This window comes from Thioclava sp. F34-6 (assembly GCF_002213235.1).
In the GTDB taxonomy this organism is placed as follows: Bacteria; Pseudomonadota; Alphaproteobacteria; order Rhodobacterales; family Rhodobacteraceae; genus Thioclava; species Thioclava nitratireducens.
Genome location: NZ_NBOA01000001.1, coordinates 122,129 through 141,965, shown reverse-complemented (window position 1 = coordinate 141,965; position 19,837 = coordinate 122,129). Strand labels below are relative to the sequence as shown.

At 65.3% G+C, this 19,837-nt stretch carries 18 protein-coding genes; 9 read left to right on the top strand and 9 right to left on the bottom strand.

The genetic code is table 11. From position 1 onward, the window contains the following. Window positions 1-12: 12 nt before the first annotated feature. The 3 genes from B6V72_RS00635 to speB all read right to left on the bottom strand — a co-directional run bounded on the left by B6V72_RS00635 (window position 13) and on the right by speB (window position 2,607). Window positions 13-1,059: a DUF475 domain-containing protein gene (locus B6V72_RS00635; protein WP_075775064.1), complete on the bottom strand. Its 1,047-nt coding sequence runs from the start codon at window positions 1,057-1,059 to the stop codon at window positions 13-15. Between the two features lie 154 nt (window positions 1,060-1,213). Further along, the gene (locus B6V72_RS00630) at window positions 1,214-1,639 is read right to left on the bottom strand and encodes a DUF1499 domain-containing protein (RefSeq protein ID WP_088718440.1); all 426 of its coding nucleotides are present in this window, start codon (window positions 1,637-1,639) and stop codon (window positions 1,214-1,216) included. Further along, window positions 1,636-2,607 (bottom strand): agmatinase, encoded by a 972-nt coding sequence (gene speB, locus B6V72_RS00625; RefSeq protein WP_088734178.1) that lies wholly within the window; start codon window positions 2,605-2,607, stop codon window positions 1,636-1,638. Before speB ends, B6V72_RS00630 begins: the two co-directional genes overlap by 4 nt. A 392-nt stretch (window positions 2,608-2,999) precedes the next feature. Between speB and B6V72_RS00620 the strand changes: the two genes are divergently transcribed. Further along, window positions 3,000-3,479, top strand: coding sequence for an Rrf2 family transcriptional regulator (locus tag B6V72_RS00620; RefSeq protein WP_075775067.1), 480 nt, complete (start codon window positions 3,000-3,002; stop codon window positions 3,477-3,479). A gap of 574 nt (window positions 3,480-4,053) precedes the next feature. Further along, window positions 4,054-4,413 carry a TfoX/Sxy family DNA transformation protein gene (locus B6V72_RS00615; RefSeq protein ID WP_088718438.1) on the top strand — a complete coding sequence of 120 codons (360 nt, stop codon included), beginning with the start codon at window positions 4,054-4,056 and terminating at the stop codon, window positions 4,411-4,413. Window position 4,414: 1 nt separating this feature from the next. Here the strand turns inward: B6V72_RS00615 and ndk are convergent, their stop codons facing one another. Then, window positions 4,415-4,837 (bottom strand): nucleoside-diphosphate kinase, encoded by a 423-nt coding sequence (ndk, locus tag B6V72_RS00610; protein WP_075775069.1) that lies wholly within the window; start codon window positions 4,835-4,837, stop codon window positions 4,415-4,417. A 271-nt stretch (window positions 4,838-5,108) separates the two neighbouring features. On the opposite strand from ndk, the gene B6V72_RS00605 reads away from it, so the two are divergent. Then, the gene (locus B6V72_RS00605) at window positions 5,109-6,962 is read left to right on the top strand and encodes an ABC-F family ATP-binding cassette domain-containing protein (protein WP_088734176.1); all 1,854 of its coding nucleotides are present in this window, start codon (window positions 5,109-5,111) and stop codon (window positions 6,960-6,962) included. Window positions 6,963-7,046: 84 nt separating this feature from the next. On the opposite strand, the gene B6V72_RS00600 is transcribed toward B6V72_RS00605, so the two are convergent. The 4 genes from B6V72_RS00600 to B6V72_RS00585 form a co-directional block, all read right to left on the bottom strand. Continuing rightward, window positions 7,047-8,513, bottom strand: coding sequence for a carboxypeptidase M32 (locus B6V72_RS00600; protein ID WP_088734174.1), 1,467 nt, complete (start codon window positions 8,511-8,513; stop codon window positions 7,047-7,049). Next, window positions 8,510-9,664 carry a heme A synthase gene (ctaA, locus tag B6V72_RS00595; protein WP_088734172.1) on the bottom strand — a complete coding sequence of 385 codons (1,155 nt, stop codon included), beginning with the start codon at window positions 9,662-9,664 and terminating at the stop codon, window positions 8,510-8,512. The genes B6V72_RS00600 and ctaA overlap by 4 nt, the downstream gene beginning before the upstream one ends. Window positions 9,665-9,808: 144 nt before the next feature. Further along, on the bottom strand, window positions 9,809-10,489 hold the full coding sequence (locus B6V72_RS00590) for an FAD-binding oxidoreductase (protein WP_088734170.1): 681 nt from the start codon (window positions 10,487-10,489) through the stop codon (window positions 9,809-9,811). Between the two features lie 137 nt (window positions 10,490-10,626). Beyond that, on the bottom strand, window positions 10,627-11,643 hold the full coding sequence (locus tag B6V72_RS00585; protein ID WP_088734168.1) for a hypothetical protein: 1,017 nt from the start codon (window positions 11,641-11,643) through the stop codon (window positions 10,627-10,629). Between the two features lie 234 nt (window positions 11,644-11,877). Between B6V72_RS00585 and infC the strand changes: the two genes are divergently transcribed. The 5 genes from infC to B6V72_RS00560 all read left to right on the top strand — a co-directional run bounded on the left by infC (window position 11,878) and on the right by B6V72_RS00560 (window position 18,301). Further along, a complete protein-coding gene (infC, locus tag B6V72_RS00580; protein ID WP_075775147.1) occupies window positions 11,878-12,420 on the top strand; it encodes a translation initiation factor IF-3 in 543 nt (180 codons plus the stop codon). A gap of 633 nt (window positions 12,421-13,053) precedes the next feature. Beyond that, on the top strand, window positions 13,054-15,369 hold the full coding sequence (locus B6V72_RS00575; RefSeq protein ID WP_088734166.1) for a glycosyltransferase family 2 protein: 2,316 nt from the start codon (window positions 13,054-13,056) through the stop codon (window positions 15,367-15,369). A gap of 64 nt (window positions 15,370-15,433) precedes the next feature. Then, the gene (locus tag B6V72_RS00570; protein ID WP_088734164.1) at window positions 15,434-16,099 is read left to right on the top strand and encodes an SDR family oxidoreductase; all 666 of its coding nucleotides are present in this window, start codon (window positions 15,434-15,436) and stop codon (window positions 16,097-16,099) included. Between the two features lie 44 nt (window positions 16,100-16,143). Continuing rightward, window positions 16,144-17,187, top strand: coding sequence for a glycosyltransferase family 2 protein (locus tag B6V72_RS00565; RefSeq protein ID WP_088734161.1), 1,044 nt, complete (start codon window positions 16,144-16,146; stop codon window positions 17,185-17,187). A 175-nt stretch (window positions 17,188-17,362) separates the two neighbouring features. Beyond that, the gene (locus tag B6V72_RS00560; protein ID WP_240497662.1) at window positions 17,363-18,301 is read left to right on the top strand and encodes a phosphoadenosine phosphosulfate reductase; all 939 of its coding nucleotides are present in this window, start codon (window positions 17,363-17,365) and stop codon (window positions 18,299-18,301) included. 96 nt (window positions 18,302-18,397) lie between these two features. Here B6V72_RS00560 and B6V72_RS00555 read toward each other — a convergent pair whose 3' ends face one another. After that, complete coding sequence (locus tag B6V72_RS00555) at window positions 18,398-18,610, bottom strand: DUF1127 domain-containing protein (protein WP_088734159.1); 213 nt, start codon at window positions 18,608-18,610, stop codon at window positions 18,398-18,400. Between the two features lie 174 nt (window positions 18,611-18,784). On the opposite strand from B6V72_RS00555, the gene pyrC reads away from it, so the two are divergent. Beyond that, window positions 18,785-19,825 (top strand): dihydroorotase, encoded by a 1,041-nt coding sequence (pyrC, locus tag B6V72_RS00550; RefSeq protein ID WP_088734157.1) that lies wholly within the window; start codon window positions 18,785-18,787, stop codon window positions 19,823-19,825. Window positions 19,826-19,837 lie beyond the last annotated feature (12 nt).

Genomic DNA, 19,837 nt, shown 5'->3' with positions numbered 1-19,837 from the left:
GTCAAGAATATTTCAGCTTTCCACGGCGCGCCGGCAGCGTCGGTTGAACCGGATCGAGGATAGCAGCGCGAGACCGATCAGCCCGGCCCCGATCAGGCCGGTGATCACCTCGGGCACTTCCACCAGCGTCTGCGCGAACATGACGACGGAGAGGATCAGGATCGACCAGAAGGCGCCGTTCTCGAGATAGCGGAATTCGCTGAGCGTGTTGCGCTCCACCAGCATCAGGGTCATCGAGCGCACATACATCGCACCGATCCCCAGACCGATCGCGATCAGGAACAGGTTCTGGGTCAGCGCGAAGGCCCCGATCACCCCGTCGAAACTGAAGGACGCATCGAGCACTTCGAGATAGAGAAACGCGCCGAGGCCCGCCTTGGCCGTCTCGGCGGCGATATTCGTCCGGTCGAGCACGTGGCTGAGCACCTCGACGCCGAGAAAGGTCGCAAGGCCGCAGATGGAGGCGAAGAGGAACTCGTCCTCGCGCCCCTCCGGCAGAATCCAGGTGAAAAGCAGAACGACGACCAGCACGAAGCCGATCTCCAGACCTCGGATCGACGCGAGCGCCCGCAACCGGCGCTCCAGCGCGCGGATCCAGTCGACCTCCTTGCCCTCGTCGATGAAATAGGTGAGCGCGACCATCATCAGGAAGGCGCCACCGAAGCCCGCGATCGACAGATGCGCGTCCTCGATGATCTCGGCATATTCGGCCGGGTGTTTCGCAGCCAGAAGAACCGCGTCCCACGGTCCGATGCCGGCGGCGATCACGACGATCAGAAGCGGGAAGAGGATACGCATCCCGAACACCGCGATCAGGATACCCCATGTCAGGAAACGACGCTGCCATTTCGGCGTCATCTGGTGCAGCTTGTTGGCGTTGACGATGGCGTTGTCGAAGCTCAGCGAGATTTCCAGCACGGCCAGCACGGCAGTGATCATCAGGAAAGAGACCGCGCCGCCAAGCCCTCCGGTCTGGGCGAACCCCAGCGCGAAGGACCCGACCAGCCCTGCCACCGTGACGGCGATGGCCCAGGAAAAATAACGATACATGATGGTCATGCTGGCTCCGGCTGCATGAGGCCTCACTTAGGCTTCGCCCCCTGTCTTCGCAAGGGAGCGCACTGTCAGAGTTGGTCTGTGTGACCCTACGGCGTGGGGCGGGTCGGCGGGAAAACGCGGCGCAAGATACCCTGCGCACGGCGGGTCGCGCCCGCTAGAGCCCGACCTCGTCGAGCCAGCCCTTGATCCGCGCCTCGTTCACCCCGAGATCGGATTTCCCGTAGACGAGGTGCCCGCGGATCTGCAGCGTATCGCCTTCGATCCAGAGCGTGGTGACATCGGGAAAGCCCCAGACGGCCGAGCGCGTCACATAGGCCGCGTAGCCCTCGTCGGCGCTGCCCGCGACGCGCTTGGTGCGCGCGGTGCCCCGGATGATCTTGTCGAGCGCGGCCATCTGCGCCGGCGGATCGGAGACGTCGCGCACGGCCTGAAACCCGCCTGTCTCCGGGTGGTCACCGGGCGCTTTCGCCAGCCCGTCGACATCGAAGCGCGCCGGATCAATCGGGGCGAGGCGCACCCATCCGTCGGCCGCCACCACGACGGCGAGCCCGAGCGCGAGGATCGTCACGGCCCGTTTCATGCCGCCCTCTCCCGCATCGCCCAGCCCGCAAGGGCGATCAGCTCGGTCGCGACATGGGCCCCGGCGATCGCCGTCACCCCGGTCGGATCGTAGGGCGGAGAGACCTCGACCACGTCGCCGCCGATCAGGTTGATGCCCTTCAGCCCGCGCAACAGCTCTGCCGCCTGCCAGCTCGCCAGACCGCCCCAGACAGGCGTACCGGTGCCGGGCGCGAAGGCCGGGTCCAGACCGTCGATGTCGAAGGTGAGGTAGCAGGGTCTATCACCCACCACCGCGCGGATGCGTTCGAGCGTGGGACCGATCCCTTCGCGATGCACGCTCGGCGCATCCACGATGTTCACGCCCAGCGTATCGGGATTGTCGGTGCGGATGCCGACCGAGACCACATTCTCCGCCCGCACGACGCCCGACTTGATCGCCTTGTAGAGGAAAGTGCCATGGTCGATCCGGTCCATGTCGTCATCAGCCCATGTGTCGGAATGGGCGTCGATCTGGATCAGCGCGATCTCGCCATGCGCGGCGACTGCCGCGCGCAGGATCGGCAGCGTGATGAAGTGATCGCCGCCGAGCGTGATCGGCACCACGCCCGCCCCGAAGATCGCGCCGAGATGCGCCTCGATCCGGCCCGGCACCTCGGGCACATTGGCATAGTCGAAGGGCATGTCACCGTAATCGACGATCGCCAGCTCGGAGAGCGGGTCATAGCCCCAGCCATAGGGCGCATCGAAAGCCTGCAGCGTCGAGGCTTCGCGGATCGCGCGCGGCCCGAACCGCGTGCCGGGGCGGTTGGTCACCGCCTGATCGAAGGGGATGCCGGTAACGGCGATCTGCGCGCCTGCGAGGTCTTTCGTGTAGCGCCGCCGCAGGAAGCTGGTCGCGCCACCGAAGGTATTCTCGAAGCTCAGACCGCGCGCATCTGCGCGCGTAAAGGCCTGATCCACTTGGGTTTTCGCATCTTCCAGAGCCATGGTCGCCCTCCCTTTCGCCCGCGAAATCTGCGCCAGCCCTCGCAGGAGGTCAAGTTGCCCCGCGAGGCGACGAGGGACGCGTCCGAACCCGCGCACTCCGACAAGGGCCCGCCCGGGGCGATCCGGGCCGGGCAGCGCCCGCAACCGCACGAACCGGGCGCAGAAGACCGAAGCTCTCATTCGCTCACGCAACCGTGTGCCGCGACTTCACCGAATGGACGCGCCCGCCGCGCCGGCCCAGCAGCCCCGCCTTACCCAACCGATATTGGCCCGCGTGACAACGGCGCGGCAAAATCTCGCCTCGGCGCGAAAATTTCCAATGAATGTGACATAGGTCAAACTTGCGAGGCAAACTTATCTATATCACCGCCGCGTGAGCTGGAGGAGTTACGATGCGTTTGACCACTCGAACCAATCTCGCGATGCGTGTGCTGATGTTCTGTGCGGTCAATCCGGACCGCACCGTGCGCAAACACGAGATCGCGGAAGCCTGCAATGCGTCCGAGAACCATCTGGCGCAGGTGATCAACACCCTTGCGCATGAGGATTTCATCACCACCCTGCGCGGTCGCGCCGGTGGCATGAAACTTGCGCGCCCACCCGAACAGATCGGCGTCGGCAACGTGCTGCGCGCCTTCGAGGCCCGCCTGCCTTTCGCGGAATGTTTCGACACCGAGACCAACACCTGCCCGCTGCGCGACGCCTGCCTGTTCCGCGATGCGCTGAGCGAGGCGCTCGAGGCGTTTTACGGAACGCTCGACCGCAAGACCATCGCCGATCTGGTCGAGAACAACACCGCTCTGGAGGCGATGCTCAGCCTGCCCGGCCTGCAACCCATCCCGATCTGCACGGCGGCGCGAGCTGCGCGGTAGCCCTTTGAAACAAGGCTCCGCGCAAGCGGCCACGATAGGTCCGAATTCTTGACGCACTCGCGCCAAAATCCGCGCTTTCGTGTCGGCGACGTCACAGTTTCATGACGGTCGCTCACGCCAATGCGACCAAAAATCAGTTTCGCTTGACCGACCCTTTTCTCGGCGAGAGCCTGTGGCTACTTGTCGCAGCAACGGGAAGACCCCGCTAAAACGCGACTCATCACAAGGCTTAGGTCATGCAACAGCAATCGGGCAATCAATCAGGCCAGCAACAGCAAGGCGGCACGAACCGTCCTGGCCAGCAACAAGGCCAAACGGGCAATACGACCCAACAGAACGGCACCGTATTCGACGATTGGGCGTCCATCTGACGCCCTCTCTCGCGCCGCGATGATAGCGGCCCAGGCTGGCCCCGCAACCGGCATCTTCATCCATCGCCGGTTTTTGCGCCGCCCGCCATTCGATCTCTCCTTCGCGCTGCTCTTGCGTGGCGCGAAGTCCAGCTTCAGACTGCGACGATCCGCCAAACCGTCGCGCTGCCCTTGCCGCGCGGCCCGAAGGACCGTCCGGCACGATGAGCACCTCTCTCACCTCCATCAAGGGGATCGGCCCCGCCACCGCCGAAGGCTTCATGCGCGCCGGGATCACCTCGGCGGAAGACCTGCGCGAGATCGGAGCGGACGCCGCCTATGCCGCCTGGATCGAAGCCGGGAACCCCGCCCATTTCATCGGTTATTACGCACTGCACATGGCGCTGCAGGGTCGGCCGTGGAACGACTGCCGCGGCGCCGAGAAGGCCGCATTCCGGAAGAAATTCGACGCGCTCAAGGCGCGGATCGCGGCGGAGGACAGCTCCGCGCCTTCCGCAAAAGAAAAGGGCCGCGCCCGGCTGGACGCGGCCCTCTCGGAAATTGGTCTGATCGCGAAACGCTAGATCAGCCGACGATCTCGAGACCCGAGAAGAAGAACGAGATTTCTTCCGCAGCGGTTTCCGGAGCGTCGGAGCCGTGCACCGAGTTCTCACCCACGGAGAGCGCGTATTCCTTGCGGATGGTGCCCTCGTCGGCTTCCGCCGGGTTGGTCGCGCCCATCACTTCGCGGTTCTTGGCGATCGCGCCTTCCCCTTCGAGGACCTGAACGACGACCGGCTCGGACGCCATGAATTCGCACAGTTCGCCGTAGAAGGGGCGCTCTTTGTGCACTTCATAGAACTTGCCGGCCTGTTCCATGGTCAGCTGGATGCGCTTTTGCGCGACGATGCGCAGACCCGCTTCCTCGAACTTGGCATTGATCTTGCCAGTGAGGTTGCGCTTGGTCGCGTCGGGTTTGATGATGCTCAGCGTGCGTTCGATGGCCATGTGTGACCCTTTCCTTGTGTTCGCGGCCGGAAAGCCGGTCCGAAATATCCCGCGCCTGCTATCATGCAGGGGCTGGCTTGAAAAGCCCTCATGGGCGGGCCCGGGGCGAGTCTAGCGCGGTTTCGTGACCGTTTGGTCAAGGCAGACCGGCGGGCCGCCGGGCGTCACGCGCCGAAGGGCGCCTCCGGCGGGGATATTTTTTGCCAAGCCGAAGGGGCGCGGCGCGCAGCAGCGATTGACTGTCGCGCGCCCCTGCGCCAAGTCAGGCCCCATGTTGCGCATCTCCGATATCTCTTTTTCGATCGAAGGCCGTCCGCTCTTTGCGAACGCCTCCGCTACGATCCCCGAAGGCCACAAGGTCGGCCTCGTAGGCCCAAACGGCGCGGGCAAGACCACGCTGTTTAGGCTGATCCGGGGAGAGCTGACGCTGGATGGCGGCGAGATCGCCCTGCCCTCGCGCGCCCGCGTCGGCGGCGTCGCGCAGGAGGTGCCGTCTTCTTCGACCTCGCTTCTCGACACCGTGCTGGCCGCCGATGAGGAACGCGCCAGTCTTCTAGCCGAGGCCGAGACGGCGACCGATCCGCATCGCATCGCCGAAGTGCATGCGCGGCTCGCTGATACCGACGCATGGTCGGGCGAGGCGCGGGCCTCCGCCATCCTGAAGGGGCTCGGCTTCGACATGGAGGCGCAGAAGCGCCCCTGTTCGGATTTCTCGGGCGGCTGGCGGATGCGCGTGGCGCTGGCGGGCGTGCTCTTCGCGCAGCCCGATCTGCTGCTTCTGGACGAACCGACGAACTATCTCGATCTCGAAGGCGCGCTCTGGCTGGAAAGCTACCTGATGCGCTACCCGCATACGGTGATCGTGATCTCGCACGACCGCGATCTGCTGAATCGCGCGGTGGGCTCGATCCTGCATCTCGAGGACAAGCAACTGACCCTCTATCAGGGCGGCTACGACACCTTCGCGCGCACCCGCCGACTGCGCCGCGAGGCGCAGGCCGCGCAGGCCAAGAAGCAGGACGCGCGCCGGGCCCATCTGCAAAGCTTCGTCGATCGGTTCCGCGCGAAGGCCACCAAGGCCAAGCAGGCGCAGGCGCGGGTCAAGATGCTCGAGAAGATGGAGCCGATCACCGCGCCGGAAGAAGCGGCAAAGCAGGTCTTCACCTTTCCCGAGCCGGAACAGCTCTCGCCGCCGATCATCGCGATGGAAAGCGCCGCTGTCGGCTATGGCGGCCCGGCGATCCTGAAGCGTCTCAACCTGCGTATCGATCAGGACGACCGGATCGCGCTTCTGGGTCGAAATGGTGAGGGGAAATCCACGCTTTCCAAGCTCTTGGCGGACAAACTTCAGGTGATGGAGGGCAAGATCACGCGGTCCTCCAAGCTTCGGATCGGCTATTTCGCCCAGCATCAGGTCGACGAGCTGGACCTGAAAGAGACGCCGCTGACCCATCTCAAGCGCGAGCGTCCCGACGAGCATCCCGCCAAGCTGCGCGCGCGGCTCGCGGGCTTCGGCCTCGGCGCGGATCAGGCGGAGACGGCGGTGGGCAAGCTCTCGGGCGGACAGAAGGCGCGGCTGTCGCTCCTGCTGGCGACGCTCGACGCGCCGCATCTCTTGATCCTCGACGAGCCGACCAACCACCTCGATATCGAGAGCCGCGAGGCGCTGGTGACCGCGCTCACCGAATATTCCGGCGCGGTGATCCTTGTCAGCCACGACATGCACCTGCTGGGTCTGGTCGCGGACCGACTCTGGCTGGTCAAAGGCGGCGCAGTCGCGCCCTATCAGGGCGATCTGGAAAGCTACCGCACCGAGCTGCTGGCGCCGCCGCCCGAAGACAAGCCCGCGAAGCCCGCAGCACCGAAAACGGCCAAGCCCTCCCGCGATGCGATGACGGCAATGAAACGCGAGGTGCGCGACTGCGAGGCCCGGGTCGAGAAGCTCAGCAGCATGCTGGAAAAGCTCGACGCGAAACTCGCCGATCCCGCGCTTTACGAGCCGGAAAAGGCAAAGGATCTCGCGGTCTGGCAGGCGAAGCACACCGAGGCGACGCAGGCGATGGAGAAGGCCGAAGCACTCTGGATGGCGGCCTTGGAAAAGCTGGAAACCGCTGAGCGAAATTAAGATCGTCGAAGGGGCCGCCCGCCCCTTCCTCTTGACCCAAATATCCCCGCCGGAGGCGCCTGCCCTTTCGGCAAGCGCTTCGGCTCACAGCTTGTAGATGCCCTCGAATTTCCGCGTGAGATAAGCCAGCAGCGGCGTCTCGGTCGGCTCGAACCCGCAGGCATGCCGGATCGTCTCGCGCGGCGTGCGCAACCCGCCGTGGACGCGCAGGTTTTCGTCGAGCCATTGTTTCGCGGGCGTCGCATCGCCCTCGGCGAGGGCTGCGTCGATCCCGGGCGTGACCGCGCGCATCGCCTCGTCCAGACAACCGGCATAGACATTGCCGAGCGCATAGGTCGGGAAATAGCCGAACAGCCCCACCGACCAGTGTACATCCTGCAGGAAACCCTGGCTGGGCTTGGTGACCTTCACGCCGAAATCCTGCTCGAAGCGGGCATTCCACGCCTCTTCGAGATCGGCGACCTCCAGCTTGCCCGAGATCAGGTCGCGCTCCAGATCGAAGCGCAGCATGATGTGGAGGTTGTAGTTCAACTCGTCCGATTCCGTGCGGATGAAGCCCATATCGACGCGGTTGACCAGCGCGTGGAAGGCCTCCCTATCCATGCCGAGATCGCCGAACGCATCGGTCATGCGCTGGTGCAGCCAGCCGGTGAACGGGGCCGAGCGGCCAAGCTGGTTCTCGTAGATCCGGCTCTGGCTTTCATGCACGCCCATCGAGACGCCATGGCCCAGCGGCGTGAAGCGATAAGCCGGGTCGATCGCCTGCTCGTAGGTGGCGTGGCCGACCTCGTGGATCGTCGAGTAGATATTGCCGAACGGGTCGCTTTCGGAGATGCGGGTGGTGATGCGCGCATCGTCGCCGCCGCCCGAGGAGAACGGGTGGACCGACATATCCAGCCGCCCGCGCGTCCAGTCATAGCCGAAGGCGGAGGCGCATTTACGCGCGAGCCGCAGCTGGGCGTTCTCGGGGAAGACCTTGTCGAAGGGCTGCGGCGAGACCTCCGAGCCCAGCACCCGGTCGCGCAGCTCCACCAGCGGGCCGCGCATCCGGTCGAAGACGGTGGCGATTTCCTTGGACGTCGCGCCCGGCTCATAGTCGTCGAGCAGTGCGTCGTAGAGATTGCCCTCGGACAGGCATTCCGCCTCTTCGCGCTTCAGGCGCACAACCTCTTCCAGCGTCGGCAGGAAGGCGGACGCGTCCTCGTTGGCGCGGGCCTCGGCCCAGATGCCCTGGGACAGAGAAGTCAGCCGTGCCATCTCGGTCGCGAGGCGCGCCGGGATACGGGTCGCGCGGTTGTAGCTGCGCCCGACCAGATCGAGAATGCGCGCGCTCACCGCGTCGTCGGCCTCGGCGCGGGCCAGCCAGTCTTCGATACGCGGATCGGTGCGGCGCGCATGCAGCACCGATTCCAGCGCCGCGGATTCCTCGGCGCGCTGATCGGCGGCGCCGCGCGGCATCATCACTTCCTGATCCCAGCTCAGCAGCCCGGCGATATTGCCCAGCGCTTCGGTTTCGCGCTGATGCGCGAGCAGGTCCTGATAGGCGCTCATACGCGGCCCTCCCGGATGGAACGAACAAGGGGGAAGCGCGCCATGTGACGCGCGCGGATCACGAGGACCCATGTAATGACGGCGCCGAACTGATGGATGAGACCCAGCCACCAGTAATTCACCAGCTCAAGCGCGGTGGTGATGCCCAGCACCATCTGGAAGAAGATCATCGCGGCCATCAGCGCGAAGGCTTCCTTGGTGCGCGGATGGGCCGAGCTGCGCGCGCGCCATGCGGCATAAAGGCCCGAGGCGAAGACGAGATAGCCGACCATGCGGTGCAGGAATTGCACCAGCGCCGGGTTCTCGAAGAAGTTGCGCCACAGCGGCGTGTAATCGAAGCTCTCCGACGGCAGGAACTGCCCGTTCATCGAGGGCCATGTCGGGAAGGCGAGCCCTGCGTCGATCCCCGCGGTCAGCGCGCCGAGAAGGATCTGCACGAAAACCAGCCCGATCAGCACCGAGCCGATCCGGGTCAGGCGCGGTTCGGCCAGACGCCGCGCCTGCAACAGCGCCGATTCCGGGCGCGAGAGTTGCAGCGCGAACCAGGAGATCAGACCAAGGATGATGAAAGCGAGGCCGAGATGCGTGGCCAGACGATAAGAGGCGACCGACGTCATCCGCCCCACGAGGCCCGAAGACACCATCCACCAGCCGATCGCGCCCTGCAAACCGCCCAGTATCCCGAGACTGAACAGTCGACCCGTCCAGCCGGTCGGGATTTTCTTGGTCAGCCAGAAGCCGATGAAGCCGATGAACCAGACCATGCCGATCAGGCGGCCCAGCTGCCGGTGCCCCCATTCCCACCAGAAGATGCCCTTGAACTCGGACACGGTCATGTTCGGGTTCATGTATTTGAACTGCGGGCTCTCTTTGTAATGAGTGAATTCCGCCTGCCAGTCCGCATCGCTTATCGGGGGGACCGCCCCCGAGATCGGGTCCCAGCGCGTGATCGACAGACCGCTATCGGTGAGGCGCGTGGCCCCGCCTACCGCGATCATCGCCACGACCAGCGTGAACAGCACGAACAGCCACATCCGGATCGCCCGGCGCGCGCCGCGCGGCTTGGCGTCGATCATGCCTCCCTTGGGCTCGGCCCGTTTGGCACTGCCCTCGGCTCCGACTTCCTCGAAGATGCTGCGTTTTTCGGCCATGCGTGCGGACCCCCGGCTTGTCTGTCGGCTTTTCTCGGCAAGAATTTGCGCGAGGGCAAACTAGGCCGCCCCCTTACCGGGGGCAAGGGGGCGGGAGAGCGCGGGATGCGCGGGCCGAGGCCACTTAGGCGTGATCGCAATGCGTCAGTCGAGATCTTCGCGGACGATGCGATCTTGCGAGACGCCGAGCTCTTTCAGCGTGGCCTCGAGCTCGTCCACCATTTCGTGGGGGCCGCAGACATAGAACTTGCCGCTCTCCTTCTCGACATAGGGCGCGAGGAAGCCGCGATCGATCTTGGCGGTTTGCACGCCCGCGCCGGGATCGTCCTGCTTGGTCACGGTCCAGACGGTCTCCAGCCCCGACATCGACTCGAACTCGTCGCGCAGAATGATGTCGGCCTCGGTCTTGTTGGAGAAGATCAGGCGGCAACCCTCCAGCGTACCTTCGCGGGCCAGTCGCGCGCGCAGGATCGAGATGAAGGGCGTCACCCCCGCCCCGCCTGCGATGAAGGTGCCGGGGCCCTTGTCCTTGATAGCGCCCCACGGGTCGGAGACTTCCACCGCCTCGCCGGGCTTGAGCGTCGCGATCTGCTCTGTCACGCCGTCATGGTCCGGATAGGACTTGATGACGAATTCCAGCGTGTCGCCGTCCACCGGATTTGTGAAGGTGAAGGGACGCTTCTCGTCGGTCCAGCCCTCCCGGGTCAGGTTCAGCTCGACCGCCTGACCGGGGTCGAAGTCGAACCCGTCGGGGCGCGGGAAGACGAGGTGATGCGTGTCATGGGTGACGGGGCTGATACTTTGCAATTCGAGACGGGTGCTCATGAACGGCTCCTTTCGTTGAAGAGCGAACGCGAGGCTTTGCGCAGGCGTTCCCATCCGATCCGCGGAATGCGCAAAGAAAAGGGCCGCGCGATTGGATGTCGCGCGACCCTTGGGGATTTCGAGGGGTAGCGGCGCGATCAGAAGCCGAGCGCCGCGCGGATCTGATCGACCACCCCTTCCACGAGTTGCGGATTGTCGCGGGCGCTTTGCACCGCCGTGCGCAACTGCGCCTTCGTGGCCTCGGGCAGCTCGGACGTATCGACGATGTCGATCACCCTATCGGCGTCGAACCCTTCCACGGTCAACGCCTTCGCGGCGCTCATCACGCCCTGGCCCTGCACCGGCGTCTGGGTATCGCCACCGCTCGCGGCGCCTGCGGGGGCTGCCGCCTGCGTCGCATTGGTGGCGGCGGCTGCGGCGTCGGCGGCGGCATTCGCGGCTTGGCTGGCGGCCTCGGCGGCTGCTTGCGCCGCAGAGCTCGCCCCCTCGATCGCGGTCTCGCTCGCATCGGCCTGCGCGCCGCTGGCGGCGGACGCCGCCGCGTTCGCAGCCTTCGCGGCCGCTTCCGCTGCCGCCGTCGCGGCCTTCGCGGCATCGGTGGCGGCGGCACTGGCCGCATCGCTGGCGGAATTCATCGTGGCTTTTGCAGCCTCGTTCGCAGCCGAAGCGGCGTCCTTGGCGGCACTGGTCGCGTCGCTCGCCGCCTGCTTGGCTGTATCGGTGGCTTTCGAGACGGTATCGGCAGCGCTCTGGGCGGCATCGGAGGCAGCAGTTTGCGCCTGATCGGCCCCCTTCTTCGCGGCCTCTTTCGCGGCATCCGCCGCATCCGACGCCGCGTTCGAGGCGGCATCCGTCGCGCCTGCCGCCGTGCCCTTCATGCTTTCCGCGGCATCCGAGGCGGCCTGCGTCGCCTTGTCGGCCGCGTCGGAAGCGGCTTGGGTCGCCTTGTCCGCGGCGGCCTTCACCGACTCGCTTGCGGATTTCACCGCATCGCTGGCCTTGTCGGCCATGGTCTTTCCGGCGCTCTCGGCGCTCGTAGCGGCCTTCGGCATCGCATCGGTCGCTTCGGTTCCGTCCGAGATATCGGTATTCAGGATGATCAGTCCGGCGGCCACCCCCAGCACCACGATCACTGCTGCCACAAGCTTGTTCATCACGCTATTTCCCTTGATTGTCTTGCTCTGCGGGCCCTCTTCGCCCGACCACGATATTCGAACGCAGCGGCCCGCGAGGCCCGCGATCGCGCGGCAAACGCCTTGGCCCTGCCCGGCGGGACACAACGCAGATCCTCCCTGCCCGGTTCCCGTGCCTTTGCGGTTGAATACGGCGGCACTCGGGACTATCTTTTCCGCCCGAAATTACTCAATGGCTACAGAAGGATTCCCACCATAGCCCGCAGACCCCACAACGCCCCGCCGACCCGTGATACCGGCCCCCGAGTGAACGGACGCATTCGCGCGCCCGAGATTCGCCTGATCGGTGCAGAGGGTGAGAATGTCGGCGTGGTTTCCCCGCGCGAAGCGATGGCCATGGCCGAAGAGGCCGGGCTCGATCTCGTGGAGATTTCGCCCAACGCCAACCCGCCCGTCTGCAAGATCATGGATTTCGGCAAGTTCAAATACGAACAGCAGAAGCGCGAAGCCGAAGCCCGCAAGAAGCAGAAGACGATCGAGATCAAGGAAGTCAAATTCCGCCCGGGCACCGATGTGCACGACTATGACGTCAAGATGCGCAACGTGGTGAAGTTCCTCGAGAACGGCGACAAGGTGAAGGTCACCCTGCGCTTCCGCGGCCGCGAGATGGCGCACCAGGATCTGGGTCTCGAGTTGCTCAACCGCGTCCGGAGCGACGTGGGCGAGTTGGGCAAGGTCGAGAACATGCCCAAGCTCGAAGGCCGCCAGATGGTGATGATGATCGCCCCGGCTAAATAAGCGGCCGAGCCTTCCGAGACGGTTTGAACCCTCCCCTCACCGGGAGGGTTTTTTCATGGCCCGTGGCGGGCGGCGGGCGATTTTCCAGAGGTTGAAAATTAAAGCGCCGCGGGAGGGAGACCCGCGGCGCGTTTGGGGAAAGACGAGGGAGAACGTCTGTTCCTCTGGTCGGGTTCTGTGCGGCGTCGACCGCGTCAGGGAGATCAAGAACCCGATGCACTTGTGATATGGGAGTATCCGTGTGCTGAACTTGACTTAGGTCAAAACTCATCGCGTTTGAACTGCGACAAACTGTTCCAATGGTCACGTTTCTGGCAGGCTCGGTGAGGCGGGCGTGAGGAGAACCACACCCGTCGCCGATCCACCCTCCTGCAAGGCTGTATTTTCGGGCTCTGAGAGCACACGACGTGCTCACGCGAGCGCCTCGCCCCGCGCCGTCATTGGGGGGCTTTTTTCGCGGTCTGATCCGCTGTCGCGCGCGCTCCGCCGCGATTGCCCCGGTTTCGCCATTCCCATCGCGCGAAATCGCCCCGTTCGGAGGCGACATCGATTCCCGGATGCGCGGGTTCGCGTGGCCTTTATCGCGTCGCCCCCTGCATGCTAGTTGCAACGAAAGGCAGTTTCGAGATCGACATGGGCAAGCAACGAGTGATCCGGCGCAGGATGGAGGCGCAAACGGGCAAGCCCGCGCTGCTCGACGCGGTGGGCTGGACCGACGAGACCGATCTCGGCCCCCGTCACCATCTGCGCGCCTTCTTCGCCGCCCCTTCGCAGGCCGAGGATCTGAACCTCGACCCGGTGCCCGGCGCCGCGCATCTGGCCGAGGCGCGCAATGTCGCGGGCGCGGCGATGGGGATCTATGAACCGACCGCGCCGGGACCGATCCAGGCCGCGATGGCCGGGCCTGATGGTCCGGAACTGCGTGAGATCACCCCCGCCGCGCCAGATTGGGACATGTTCGAGGGCCGCAACTGTCTGTTCGGGCTTCGGCTGGAGGAAAGCGTCGAGACGGTGCTCGATTGGCTCTGCTGGCATCACGACCATCACGGCGCAACGGGCGCGGTGATCGTGAACCGCGCGCCCGAGGGCAGTCCGGCAGGTAGCGGCGAAGCTTTCGCCGACGCGCTGGAGGCGGGCATGGCGCTGCGCGAGCTGGACCTGCCGGTCGCGATCCTTGAAAGCCCGCTGCCGCTCGGCAAGCCGGGGATGGGGCCGGAGAACCATGTCTTCCTCGCCCCGGACGCGCCCGGCAAGGACCGGATGGAGCCGCCCGCCCCCGATCCGCAGCTGAGCCCGCTGGGTCAGGCGCTGATCTTCGAAATCGCGAAATGGCGGTTCTTCGCGAAGGCGGCCTCGGTGCTGGTGCTCGATGTGACCGATCTTCTGGCGGCGCGCGAGCCGGGCCAGCCCTCGGCTTTCGAGGCCACGCAACAGGCCGAGAACGGCGTGATCCTTCTGGTGGGCCGCCGAATCTACCCTTGGCGCGTGCGCAACGATCAGCCCGCGCGCTTTCCCGACCATATCTGCCGTCAGTTCGACGCCCGGCGCGGCATCGCGCGCTGGGGCTGCGCGCCGGCCAAGGCCGGACTGGACAATACGTGGCGGCTGCTGCGCGTCAGCTATTGCCGCCCCGATCCGGGGCTGACCTATGGCTTCTGGCGCGCGATGGCGCTGCGGGTGCCGGGCACCTCGCCCGCGGAACTCGCGCCCAAGACCTCGCTGGTGGAAGACCCGCGCCTGCTGCAGATGTCGCGCGATGTCTGGGGGTTCAAGCCGGTGCGCCCACCGGTCTCGAAGGTGAAGGACGCGCCCGCGCAGGCGGTCGAGGCGGGCCGCACCGCCATCGTCACCACGATGAAGAACGAAGGCCCCTTCATCCTCGAATGGATCTCCTATCACCGCGCGATCGGGGTGGATGATTTCCTCGTCTATACGAACGACTGCACCGACGGCACCGATACGATGCTCGATCTGCTGCAGGCCAAGGGCTACGTCCAGCACCGCGAGAACCCGTTCCGCACGATGGTCGATATGAAGCCCCAGCACGCGGCGCTGGCGGCGGCGGAGACCGAGCCGGTGATCACCAAGGCGGGCTGGTCGATCTGCATGGATGTGGACGAGTTCATCAATGTGAAGATCGGCGACGGCACGCTGAAATCGCTCTACGAGGCGATGGGCGAGGCGAACATGATCTCGCTCACCTGGCGGCTGTTCGGCAATAACGACGTCCACGCATACGAGGACAGCTTCATCACGGGGCAATTCACCCGCTGCGCCCCCGAGATCGTGCGCAAACCGCATCAGGCCTGGGGCTTCAAGACGCTGTTTCGCAATATCGCGCTCTACAAGAAGCTGGGCGTTCACCGCCCCAAGGGGCTGAACCCGGACCTCTGGGATCAGGTGAACTGGCTCAACGGCTCGGGCCAGCCGATGCCGCGCGAGATGTTCCGCAATGGCTGGCGCTCGACGCTCGACACCTATGGCTATGACTGGGTGCAGCTGAACCATTACGCGGTGCGCTCGGCCGAGAGCTTCCTCGTGAAGCGCGACCGCGGCCGGGTGAACCATGTCGATCGCGATCAGGGGCTGAACTACTGGTTCCGGATGAACCATAACGCGGTCGAGGATCGCTCGATCCAGCGGATGCTGCCTGCGGCCCGCGCCGAGTTCGACCGGATGATGGCCGATCCCGAGATCGCGGCGGCGCATCACCACGCTGTCGCCAGCCACCGTGCGAAGATCGCGGAGCTGATGGCGCGCCCCGACCAGCGGGAGTTCTACGAGACGCTGACATCGGAGCGGTTCGAGGCGCTCTCGCGGATGCTGCATGTCTTCGGCTCTGCCGTGTTCAACACCGGCCCGCACGTAATTCCCGACGACCTGCATGCCCGAGACCTGCCCGCGGATTTCTTCTTTACCGTCGAAGCTCCGGACGAGGCCGCGCACTAGGCGCGGCGCCTTTACCCAGGCGCGCCCTGACCTAGCTTTCCGGTCAAAGGAAAGGATACCAAACATGGCACGCATTTTCGTCATCGGCGCGACAGGCGGCGTCGGGCATCGGCTAGTCCCGCTTCTGATCGACGCAGGCCACGAGGTTACGGCGCTGCACCGCAAACCCGAGCAGGCCGACAGCCTGCGCGCGATGGGAGCCACACCCGTTCAGGGCGATCTGATGGAACTCACCGCGGGCGATTTCGAACCGATGTTCGAGGGACAGGACGCGGTCGTCTTCTCGGCGGGGGCTGCAGGCTCCGGGCTCGAACGCACCACCCGGATCGACGGCGACGCGCCGCTCGACGTGATCGCCGCGATGAACCGGATGAGCGTGCCGCGGCTCTACCTCGTCTCGGTCTTCCCCGATGCGGGGCGCGGCAAGGAGATCAAACCGGGCTTCGAGCATTACATGCTGGCGAAGAAAACCGCCGATGCCACCGTGGTGGCGAGCGGGGTCGACTATGTCATCCTGCGCCCCGGCACCTTGATGGATGAGGATGGCGACGGGCACGTGGCGCTGGCCCATGCGCTGAATTACGGCTCGGTCGCGCGCGGCCATGTCGCGGCGGTGCTCGCGGCCCTGATCGACACCCCCGAGGTGAGCCGTGAAATCCTCGAGCTGACCGACGGCACCGAAGAGATCGCTGCAAGCGTGGCAGCCCTGCCGCGCCGCGTCACCGTGTGATCCCAACCACTTGCGAGCGCGCGCGGCCCCTCTAGAGTGGCGCAATGCGTGCGCTCGCGATCACATCCGTCAAGAATGAAGGCCCGTTTCTGCTGGAATGGCTGGCCCATCACCGCGCCATCGGCTTTACGGATTTCCTTGTCTTTTCCAACGATTGCGACGACGGCACCGATGCGATGCTGGATCGGCTGCAGGAGATCGGCTGGCTGACCCATGTGCCCAATCCCGGCCCGTGGAAGGAAGGCCCCCAATGGGCCGCGCTGAAACAGGCCGATGCCCATCCGCTGGTGGCCCAGGCCGACTGGATCGCGGTGATCGACGTTGACGAATTCGTCACGATAAAGACGGGTGACGGCACGCTGGACGCGCTGATCGAGGCCGTGCCGCAGGCCACCGCCTTTGCGATGACCTGGCGGCTGTTCGGCAATTGCGGCGTGGTCGGCTTCGAGGACCGCCCCGTTACGCAGCAATTCCCCCGATGCGCGCCGCCGGACATGCTCTGGCCGTGGCGCGCCTCGATGTTCAAGACGCTGTTTGCCAATACCGGCGCCTATACCAAGCTCGGCGTCCACCGCCCCCGCGCGCCACAGGACGACAAGCTGGCAGGCACGCTCTGGGTCGACGGATCGGGGCGGAAATTGCCGCCGCACTATCAGCGCCAGAAGCTGTTCACCCCACCGGGTAGCGCGCCCTACGACCTCGTGCAGCTCAACCATTACCCGCTGGGGTCGATGGAAGGCTACCTCGTGAAATGCGACCGGGGCCGGTCGAACCGGCGGGCCGGCGCCTTCGACATGTCCTACTGGGTGGAGCGCAATTTCTCGGAGGTGGAGGACGATTCGATTCGTCGCCACGATGCGGGCACGCAGGACGCTCTTACAGAGCTGAGCGCCGATCCCGAGCTGACCCGCCTGCACAATGCGGCAGTTCTGTGGCGCAAGGAGCGGGCCCGCACGCTTTTGCGCGAAGAAGCCTACCGCGGGCTTTTCGGCCGGCTTCTCCTGTGCCCGCCGAGCCGCCCCCTCTCGCCTCAAGCCGCTAAGCTCATGGTGCGCCTTGCAAAAGCGGCCGCGGCCGAAAACCCGTAAACAAACATCCGAAAATGGGCCAATTGTCGCCTGTTAAGAAATGTGGCGGCAGATTCCTCGCTTGGCTCCTATTTGTGCCCCTTTCTTGCGGTGATACGTTGGGAGAGCAGAATTGGCGGTGTCCCGCCCGCATCCGCAACCCGCGAGATGCGCACGAAAGCTGAAAGAGGCGAAGGTGAGCAAGGCAGACACGGAGTGGCGCGCACGGCTGGAAGAGATCGCGGACGAGACCGGCTATTACGAGCCGCTCGGCGCCGATCACGAGGTGCTGTTCCATGACGACTCGCCCGTGCTGATCGTCAGCTTCGAGACCCGAGCCCAGATCGAGGCCGATGCCGACGAGGCCCTGCCCTTCGGCTACAAGATCGCCCGCGACGAAGGCTGGTCCGCGCTCAGCGTGATCGCTTCGGACGAAAGCTGGTTCCGGGATTCGGCGGTCTATGCCTATTTCGACCGACTCGTCGACGAGGCCTTCTTCGAAGATTTCGACCGGGTGGTCTTCTACGGTGCGGGCCCCGGCGGCTACGCGGCGGCGGCTTTCTCGGTCGCGGCGCCCGGCGCCACGGTGGTCGCGCTCGCCCCGCAGGCGACGCTCGATCCGACGCTCGCGGGCTGGGACGACCGTTTCCCGCAGACCCGCCGCATGTCCTTCACCGATCGCTACGGCTTCGCGCCCGAGATGCTCGACGGCGTAGCGCAGGCGTTCATATTCTATGACCCGTTCGAGCGACTCGACGCGATGCACGCAGCACTGTTCGCGCGGCCTTGCGTATCCTTGATGCCCTGCCGGCATATCGGCCCGGACCCGGCGACGGCGCTGCTCGACATGGATATTCTCGACGAGGTGCTGATCGCCGCTGGCGCTGGCAAGCTGACCCCGTCGCTGTTCTGGACTTTCTTCCGCGCGCGGCGGCTGTCGAGACGCTATGTCTTCCGCCTGCTCGACCACCTGCGGAGGGCGCGCCGTCCGGTACTGGAGGCGATCATGTGCCGCGCGGTCGGGACGAGCCAGAACCGCCCGAAATTCCGCAATCGCTACGAAGCGCTCGCACAGAAGCTCGCCGAAGAAGGGATCGAGTTGCCCGAGCCGTTGCAACGCGCGGGCGCCGCCTGAAACCCCGAACAGTATTGCAGACATGTAAAAAGGGCGCGCCCCGGCGGGGGGCACGCCCTTTTTCAATACGTGGCGCTTCGGCGCCCCGGACCGGGTTCAGATGTAGAAACGGTCGCGGAACACGTGGCGCACGATGCCGTCACGGGTCAGACCCATATCGGCAAGCTCAGCGTCGCTTTTCGCGTCGAGCGCGCGGATTTGGTCTTGGCGCGACTGGCGCTCCATGTAGGCGACGAGGCCTTGTGCGATTGCTTGGCCCACACGAGCGAAGATCGATTGTCCGCCATGGGCGGTGGTAACGAATGCCATGGAAACCTCCTGAGGGTTTAGCGTACAGGTTCGTTTCCTCCCTTGGCGATGAACTTAGGTCAGCCTCGCTGCCTCTACTACCGCCATCTGCGCATCCCCGCCATGCATATGCTGCAGCGCGGCATGCGCGCACCCTCTGGATTCGCGCGCGACCTCGGGCTAAGGACTTTTCCCATGAACTCGATCACCCTGCCCCGCCCCGATGACTGGCACCTGCATCTGCGCGATGGCGCGATGCTGGAAGGTGTCGCCCCCGAAACCGCCCGCGATTTCGCCCGCGCGATCATCATGCCGAACCTCGTGCCGCCGGTGGTGCGCGGGGACGATGCCGCCGCCTATCGCGAGCGCATCCTGAAGGCGCTGCCGGAAGGGAGCGATTTCGAACCGCTGATGACGCTCTACCTGACCGAAAAGACCGACGCGGAAGACGTGGCCAAAGCCGCAGCCTCCGGACTGGTCAAGGCGGTGAAGCTTTATCCGGCGGGCGCCACGACGAACTCCGATTCCGGTGTGCGCGATTTCGACAAGGTGCGCGGCGTGCTGGAGAAGATGGCCGAGATTGGTCTGCCGCTTTGCGTCCATGGCGAAGTGACCCGCCCCGAAGTCGACATCTTCGACCGCGAAGCCGTGTTCATCGAAACCGTGCTCGACCCGATCCGGCGCGCGACGCCCGGTTTGCGCGTGGTGATGGAGCATATCACCACCAAGGACGGCGTCGATTACGTCTCCTCGCAGAGCGAGGACATGGGCGGAACGATCACCACGCATCACCTGATCATCAACCGCAACCATATCCTCGTGGGCGGGATCAAGCCGCATTACTACTGCCTGCCGGTCGCCAAGCGCGAGACGCATCGGCTGGCGCTTGTCGCCGCCGCGACCTCGGGCAATCCGCATTTCTTCCTCGGCACCGACTCTGCGCCGCATGTCGACGCGGCCAAGGAAAGCGGCTGCGGCTGCGCGGGCTGTTTCACCGCGACCAACACGATGCCGCTTCTCGCGCATGTGTTCGAGGCCGAGGGCGCTCTCGATAAACTGGAGGCCTTCGCCTCGCGCAACGGCCCCGCCTTCTACCGGCTTCCGGTCAACGAGGCGACGCTCACGCTCGAGAAGACCGACCAGCCCAACAACTGGCCCGCCAAGATCGAGACCGGCGCGGGCCCCGTCACCCTCTTCGATCCGGGTTTCCCGGTCCATTGGCATGTAAAACGCTGATCTTCGCCTTGG

Bases quoted from the DNA above. Each gene is read 5' to 3' on its own strand.
- B6V72_RS00635 (WP_075775064.1), bottom strand. From the start codon at position 1,059: ATGACCATCATGTATCGTTATTTTTCCTGGGCCATCGCCGTCACGGTG.
- B6V72_RS00630 (WP_088718440.1), bottom strand. From the start codon at position 1,639: ATGAAACGGGCCGTGACGATCCTCGCGCTCGGGCTCGCCGTCGTGGTG.
- B6V72_RS00570 (WP_088734164.1), top strand. From the start codon at position 15,434: ATGGCACGCATTTTCGTCATCGGCGCGACAGGCGGCGTCGGGCATCGG.
- B6V72_RS00565 (WP_088734161.1), top strand. From the start codon at position 16,144: ATGCGTGCGCTCGCGATCACATCCGTCAAGAATGAAGGCCCGTTTCTG.
- ctaA (WP_088734172.1), bottom strand. From the start codon at position 9,664: ATGGCCGAAAAACGCAGCATCTTCGAGGAAGTCGGAGCCGAGGGCAGT.
- B6V72_RS00620 (WP_075775067.1), top strand. From the start codon at position 3,000: ATGCGTTTGACCACTCGAACCAATCTCGCGATGCGTGTGCTGATGTTC.
- B6V72_RS00590 (WP_088734170.1), bottom strand. From the start codon at position 10,489: ATGAGCACCCGTCTCGAATTGCAAAGTATCAGCCCCGTCACCCATGAC.
- B6V72_RS00555 (WP_088734159.1), bottom strand. From the start codon at position 18,610: ATGGCATTCGTTACCACCGCCCATGGCGGACAATCGATCTTCGCTCGT.
- B6V72_RS00615 (WP_088718438.1), top strand. From the start codon at position 4,054: ATGAGCACCTCTCTCACCTCCATCAAGGGGATCGGCCCCGCCACCGCC.
- pyrC (WP_088734157.1), top strand. From the start codon at position 18,785: ATGAACTCGATCACCCTGCCCCGCCCCGATGACTGGCACCTGCATCTG.
- ndk (WP_075775069.1), bottom strand. From the start codon at position 4,837: ATGGCCATCGAACGCACGCTGAGCATCATCAAACCCGACGCGACCAAG.
- B6V72_RS00575 (WP_088734166.1), top strand. From the start codon at position 13,054: ATGGGCAAGCAACGAGTGATCCGGCGCAGGATGGAGGCGCAAACGGGC.
- B6V72_RS00600 (WP_088734174.1), bottom strand. From the start codon at position 8,513: ATGAGCGCCTATCAGGACCTGCTCGCGCATCAGCGCGAAACCGAAGCG.
- B6V72_RS00585 (WP_088734168.1), bottom strand. From the start codon at position 11,643: ATGAACAAGCTTGTGGCAGCAGTGATCGTGGTGCTGGGGGTGGCCGCC.
- B6V72_RS00605 (WP_088734176.1), top strand. From the start codon at position 5,109: ATGTTGCGCATCTCCGATATCTCTTTTTCGATCGAAGGCCGTCCGCTC.
- speB (WP_088734178.1), bottom strand. From the start codon at position 2,607: ATGGCTCTGGAAGATGCGAAAACCCAAGTGGATCAGGCCTTTACGCGC.